Genomic DNA, 6,622 nt, shown 5'->3' on the forward strand with positions numbered 1-6,622 from the left:
TAGAAATAACTTTTGGGACTGCTTCTTATCGTTAAAAAATCTCTATTCTTTACCGTCTACATAAGCTTGCAAATACGCAAATCGTGGTGTTAATTTTCCGTTCTCAGTAACTTTTGCACGCTCTAAAATTCCGTCTTTATCATTATTAAAAAATGCCGGAATCACACGTTCTAAAAAAACTTCTCCGAAACCTTCACTGGCATCTTTCGGCAATTCGCAAGGCAAATTGTCCACAGCCATCACCGTAATAGCCGCCGGGTGATTAAAAGCTACTTCCTTATCTTCAGAAGGCAAATACCCATATAAAGGTTCCGCAATAGTACTCGCTCTGATGGTACAGGCTACCGGACCATCAATATCGCATGACACATCTGCCACTACTTTCAGCTTGCATTTAGAAGAACGCAACATTGCTTTTGACAAAATGACAGGCGAATTGTTTCCATAAAAATGTCCGGCAATGAACAGATCCGAAACCTCAGTAAATCGTTCAAAATCAGATTCATATTCTTCCGGGTTTGTTATAAAATCATTTCTGTCTAACTTTTGTCCATCTTTGCGCTTGTTGTAATCCAGAACATCAATAAAAGTATAAACCGGCTGATCGTATTTTTTAGTCAGATAATCTTCAACCGAAACCTCTTTGATCTTCATACCGTCCAACATTTCTTTAGCTCCGTAAGCTACTTTTCCTCTTCCAGTCAGAACAATTTTAATATTCGGCAATCGGTTCTTGCGCAAACGTTGCAACAAAGCCGCCTGATCGGCTAAGGTCTCTGCTTTAGGAATATCGAACAATTCATATTTTAAACCGAACGCTCTTAAACCATTGTACGCTCCTACAATTCCGGCATAACGGCCGAAACCTATCAAACGGGCATTGTTGGCATCTACGATGGTTTCATGGTCAAATAATGTGATATTCTTATCCAGAATAGCTTGTAGCAATTTACGGTTATACGGTTGCTTTTTAATAGTATGTGAAAAGAAAAAATACTTTTTATCGGGAATGAGTGCTTCGATCGGAACTTCCTTTACGCCTATCAAAACATCGCAATCGTTCATTTCACGGCTGATTTCAATTCCTTTTTCCGAATAAGCTTCGTCTGAGAAAACTCTGATATCAGAACTTTCAACTTTAATTTCCGCTTGAGGGTACTCCTGTTTAAATTTTGACAAAGCATCAGGAGAAAATACAACTCTTCTATCAGGTGGCGATTTCCGCTCTTTAATAATTCCGAATTTCATAATAATGTTACAGTTTGCTTGTTATTGTTTGGTTATGTTACAAATATAACGTCCTACATTGTTTTTTGCAATATTTTTTATTTCGCTAAAAAGTATTAATTTTGGCTCAGATTTTGTTATATCTATTTCCGAATACTTATTTTGAAATTCTTAATGGGGTCGACTGGTTTTGACAGCGAGTGGAATTGATTAGTAAGCACGCCGAGCCAAGTATGGTAGGCTCGTAAATATCTGCTATACGAACATTAAACGGCGAAAATAATTACGCTTTAGCTGCTTAATCTGAATTATAGTAAGATTTGCCTAGTTCCGCCGAGGGCGGAAAGCTAGATTCTCCTCAAAAGCCTTGGTTTATGGCGTTTGGCTCAGGAGAACCGTAAAAGTAGACCTAGAAGTGGTAAAGCTTTAACCCCACTTTGACACTTGTAAAGCTAAGCTAAAAGTGACCGTTTTCAGTCTAGCTTTTAGTCGAAAATCCAAGTGAAAACTAAGCGTGTAGAAAGCTCTTCGATTGCTTGTTTGGACGAGAGTTCGATTCTCTCCGACTCCACAAAAAACCCTGTAAAGTATTGATTTTACAGGGTTTTTTATTTTAATAATAGCTTTTAATAACACATTATAGCGCTGTAATTACAAATTCACTTCTCCTATTCGCTTGATGTTGTTCTTCCGTACAATCTACACCATCTTTACAACCATTTACTAATTGAGATTCTCCAAATCCTTTAGCAGTGATTCTATCTGGTGAAATACCATTTTTAACCATCCATTTCATAGTCGATTTTGATCTCCTTTCAGATAGCTTTAAATTATATTCTTCCGTTTGTCTGCTATCAGTATGAGAGCGAACTTCTATTTTCATAGTAGGATTTTCTTTTAAAACCTCCACAATTTTTGCTAAATCAACTGCTGCATCAGGACGTATATTAGATTTATCTAAATCAAAATAAATAATTTCGATTTTAAAAGCTTTAGCTAGATCGGAACCAACTTTTACTTTTTGAACTTTTTTTGTAAAAGGTATTTTTACATACGTTTTCCCATTTCCTTTATCTGTAATAATTCCTAGTTCTTTTACTTCATAATCTGAAGACTGTACTCTTATATAATATTTAGTCTCACTATTTAGATTATCAAAATGATAATTACCATTTTCATCCGTAAAAGTTGTTCCTATTTGATTCATGTTTTCATCAAATAAGATAACTGAAGCATTTGGGATTACTTTTTGAGTTTCATCTTCTATTACTAACCCTTCTATTGACTGTTTAGCGTTAAATACTAAAGGAATCTCTTCTTTAAATTTATAAATATCATCATATCCTTTACCGCCATCTCTATTAGAAGAGAAAAAGCCTGCTCTGGTCTCATTGTTAATACTATAACAAAAATCATCAAAAGGACTATTAACAGGACTTCCAACATTTAAAATATTTGTAAAAGAATTGTCATCATTAATTTTAAAAGCAAAAATATCTAATCCTCCCAAACCTAAATGACCGTCAGAAGCAAAGTAAAACTCATTGCTATCAGAAACAAAAGGAAATGTTTCTCTACCTTCAGTATTTACTTGATCTCCTAAATTTACAGGTGTTCCAAATGATCCGTCCGGATTAATTGTTACTTTAAAAATATCGGACAATCCGATAGTTCCTGGCATATCAGAAGCAAAATATAAAGTTTTATCATCAGGACTTAAAGCAGGATGGGCAGTGTTATATTCATTACTATTAAATGGCAACTCTTCAATATTTTTCCAGTCACCATCAACTTTAGTTGCCTTATACAATTTTAATAAAACAATGTCTTCTGAATTTGTTCCTTTCTTTCCTTTTAAATAATTATTTCTTGTAAAATAAACTGTGTTTCCATCTTTTGTAAAAACGGCTGTTGACTCATTAAACTTTGAAGTCAAATTTTTTGAAAATAATTCCGGATCAACTAAAAACCCTTCCGAAGTAAGTGTAGCTGTATATAACTTTGAAAACGCCTGATTGGTCCATTTGTGTACCACTTTAGCTACTCCTCCGGTATCTCTTGCAGTTGTGAAAACAAATTTATCTTCATAAAAACTACCTCCATAATCCGAATATTCAGTATTTATTCCGGCATCTTCAATTTTGTACCTTTGAGACGTTTTTTGAATACCTCCCAAATATTCCTTATTTTGAGTATATCTTAAACCTCGAGAATCTGATGAAGCCTTAGAAAATTTATCTAAATATTCATTTGCAAGTGCATAATCTTCTAAATTTTTCAAACATTGGGAATACCTATAAAAATATTCCGGTTCAACATCTGAAGTTATTTCAAATAATTTTGCATACCATCTGCCTGCCTTTTCAAGTTCAGCATTGAAATAATAAGAATTTCCTATTTTTTTGAACATTTCAGGATCTGAATACCCTTTTTCTGCTACTTTTTCATAAATTTTTATTGCATCAATGTAGGCATAATTATTATACTCTTCATTTGCTTTTGCAACTTTTCTTTCTTGGCTATATGCAAAGTTTACTAAAACTAAAGATATAGCAACTATTATTTTTTTCATGCTCATACTATTTTTTAGAAGAATCTGGGTGAAATAACTTTGTCATAATTTTTAAACAGTTCAAATCGTAGAAAAATTTCATGGGAACCAGAATTGTAATTCGCTAACTTTGTAATCTCCATATCATAAGCATAGCCAATAAGCCAAGAATCTGAAACTTGAAAACCGAAAAGAGCACTAAAAGCAGCATCCCATCTATATGCTAAACCAGCAGTAAATTTTTCATTAAACAAAAAGTTAGCTGATAGATCAACTTGCAATGGCGCTCCTTTTACAAATTTTGTTAAAGCAGCCGGTTTGAATTTAATATTTTGACTTAAATCAAAAACATGCCCTGCAATAAAATAATAATGCATTCTTTCTGAAGCTACTGATGAACTTGATAAGTTAGTTCCCTCGTCAAAATGCTTAGTCTCAAGAAAATTAGGCACTGAAAATCCAAAATATGTTTTATCAGAGTGAAAATAAATTCCGGCACCAATATTCGGTGAGAATTTATTATCAACATTGTATTGAGCAAGATTATCAGTTGGGTTGTAAATATTCAACTTACTCCAATCAATATTCAACAAATTAGCAGATGCTTTTATACCAAATGACAATTTAAACTTTTCAGAAGTTGGAATCGTATAGGATATATCTGCAGCTAAACTATTTTCGTCGGAAGGTCCAATTCTGTCATTTATAAAAGAAATTCCTAAACCAAATTTAGAATTTTTAATTGGTGTATTTAAAGCAAAAGTATTAGTAACCGGAGCTCCATCTAATCCTACCCATTGATTTCTATGAAGGATAAAAGTACTCAAGAAACCTCTTGAACCGGCATAAGCAGGATTAATATTTACAGTATTATACATGTAGTTTGTAAATTGAGAATCCTGTTGAGCAAACAACTTAAAAGTTGATGTTAAAACAAAAATTATTAAAATGATTTTTTTCATATTGATTCTTTTTAGAAACATAAGGATGAGTTCTTCATCCTTATGCTTTTATCGATTAATGTATAAATAACCTGATCTTTCTTTTGCCTGACCTTGACTATTAGTATATTTAACTATATAAAAATATGTTCCAACAGGTAATTCAGACGACTGTTTTACAGTTACTCTACCTTCAGAGACTCCTCTAAAGTAATTTCCATTTTGTCCGTATCCTCTAGTTTCATAAACTAAAACACCCCATCTGTTATAAATCTCAACAGTGTTATTCGGATAACTCTCAATATTTCTAATCACAAATACATCATTATCATTATCACCATTTGGAGTAACTAAGTTGAATATTTCAAGTTCATCTTCAGAAGGTACATGATTATTATACTCTAAGTAGTCCGGTGTCCCGTCTCCATCACTATCGAAAGCATCATCTGGATTACCATCCCCATTAGGATCCGGATTCTCATCTGCTGTATCAATACCATCTCCATCATCATCAACATCACGATAATCAACATCTTCAGTTCCATCAGTGTCTTGTAAATCTTCATTAGGTATAACAAATATTCCATTAGGATCATTATAACCCGATGTTGTATCAACATTATCATCTAAACCATCACCGTCGGAATCTGCTCCAGATAAATCAACTCCTGATTCATACTGGTCATTAACACCATCGTTATCAGAATCTAAATCAAACATATCAGGCACTCCATCATCATCAGTGTCCTCTAAACTTAAACCACCTTCATAAGCATCATCAATACCGTTTCCATTTGCATCAATTCCAGAAGGCATAATATAACCTTCTGTTGGTTGAGCTTCAACATTGTCAGGGATACCATCGTCATCAGAATCTTGATCTAAATAGTTAGGAAAACCATCACCATCAGTATCTGTCATACCTCCTTCATCTGAAGCGATTATACCATCATTATCATCATCAATGTCTAAATAGTCCGGTATTCCGTCTCCGTCGCTATCTTGTGCATCACTTGGATCTCCGTCTCCGTTAGGATCCGGATTCTCATTTGCCGTATCAATACCATCGCCATCATCGTCAATGTCTAAATAGTCCGGTATTCCGTCTCCGTCGCTATCTTGTGCATCGCTTGGGTCTCCGTCTCCGTTAGGATCCGGATTCTCATTTGCCGTATCAATACCATCGCCATCATCGTCAATGTCTTGGAAGTCATGAATTCCATCTCCATCTGAATCTTGAGGTGTATAGTCTGGTCCTGCTCCATCAACACCACCTTCTGTAGCATCTGGCATACCATTAGTTCCTACTGATCCATCTACCATACCATCTCCATTTGCATCTAATTCACCATGACCGGCTTCAAATACATCATTTATACCATCACCATCAGAATCTAAATCAAAACTATCAATTATACCGTCGCTATCAGTATCTAATGTTGGATCTCCATTTTGTTCTTCAATATCTGTAATTCCATCATTATCATCATCAATATCTGTTATATCATCAATTCCATCTCCATCATTATCCGGAAGGACTACCACTATAACAATAGCCGTATCACAATTTGTTGGGTTTAATACTTCACAAATTTGATATTGTACATTGTATGTTCCTGCAGGGGTACCTGATGGGATACTTAAACTGCCGTCTGTTCCTATCGATACGCCGGTTAATCCTCCGTCTGATATTACTGTCATAACTATCTCTGTATCGTTAACCGATACTCCGTTTAAGATGTCGTTTGTCGTTACATCACCTGCAATTCCTCCTAATGTTTCATTAATTGAAGCTGAGCTAAAATCATCATCTACTGCATCGATAACGGCTGCATCAACTACTACACTTACATTGGCAGTGTCACAATTTGTTGGGTTTAATACTTCACAAATTTGATATTGT

The 6,622-nt window shown here is 34.5% G+C and carries 4 protein-coding genes and 1 other RNA gene; 1 reads left to right on the forward strand and 4 read right to left on the reverse strand.

Annotated features, from left to right (window positions below; all coding sequences use genetic code 11):
* Positions 1 to 42: 42 nt before the first annotated feature.
* Positions 43 to 1,248: an NAD(P)-dependent oxidoreductase gene (locus tag NHF50_RS15560; RefSeq protein WP_252777290.1), complete on the reverse strand. Its 1,206-nt coding sequence runs from the start codon at positions 1,246 to 1,248 to the stop codon at positions 43 to 45.
* Positions 1,249 to 1,403: 155 nt separating this feature from the next.
* Between NHF50_RS15560 and ssrA the strand changes: the two genes are divergently transcribed.
* Positions 1,404 to 1,801: a transfer-messenger RNA gene (ssrA, locus tag NHF50_RS15565) on the forward strand.
* A 63-nt stretch (positions 1,802 to 1,864) separates the two neighbouring features.
* Here the strand turns inward: ssrA and NHF50_RS15570 are convergent.
* From NHF50_RS15570 to NHF50_RS15580, 3 genes are all read right to left on the reverse strand, one after another.
* Positions 1,865 to 3,799: an OmpA family protein gene (locus NHF50_RS15570; protein ID WP_252777291.1), complete on the reverse strand. Its 1,935-nt coding sequence runs from the start codon at positions 3,797 to 3,799 to the stop codon at positions 1,865 to 1,867.
* A 14-nt stretch (positions 3,800 to 3,813) separates the two neighbouring features.
* A complete protein-coding gene (locus NHF50_RS15575; RefSeq protein ID WP_252777292.1) occupies positions 3,814 to 4,740 on the reverse strand; it encodes a type IX secretion system membrane protein PorP/SprF in 927 nt (308 codons plus the stop codon).
* A 48-nt stretch (positions 4,741 to 4,788) separates the two neighbouring features.
* Positions 4,789 to 6,622, reverse strand: a 1,834-nt coding sequence (locus NHF50_RS15580; RefSeq protein WP_252777293.1) for a gliding motility-associated C-terminal domain-containing protein, incomplete at its 5' end; no start/stop codon positions are given.

The sequence above is a fragment of the Flavobacterium sp. NRK F10 genome (assembly GCF_024054235.1).
GTDB classification, from domain to species: Bacteria; Bacteroidota; Bacteroidia; order Flavobacteriales; family Flavobacteriaceae; genus Flavobacterium; species Flavobacterium sediminis.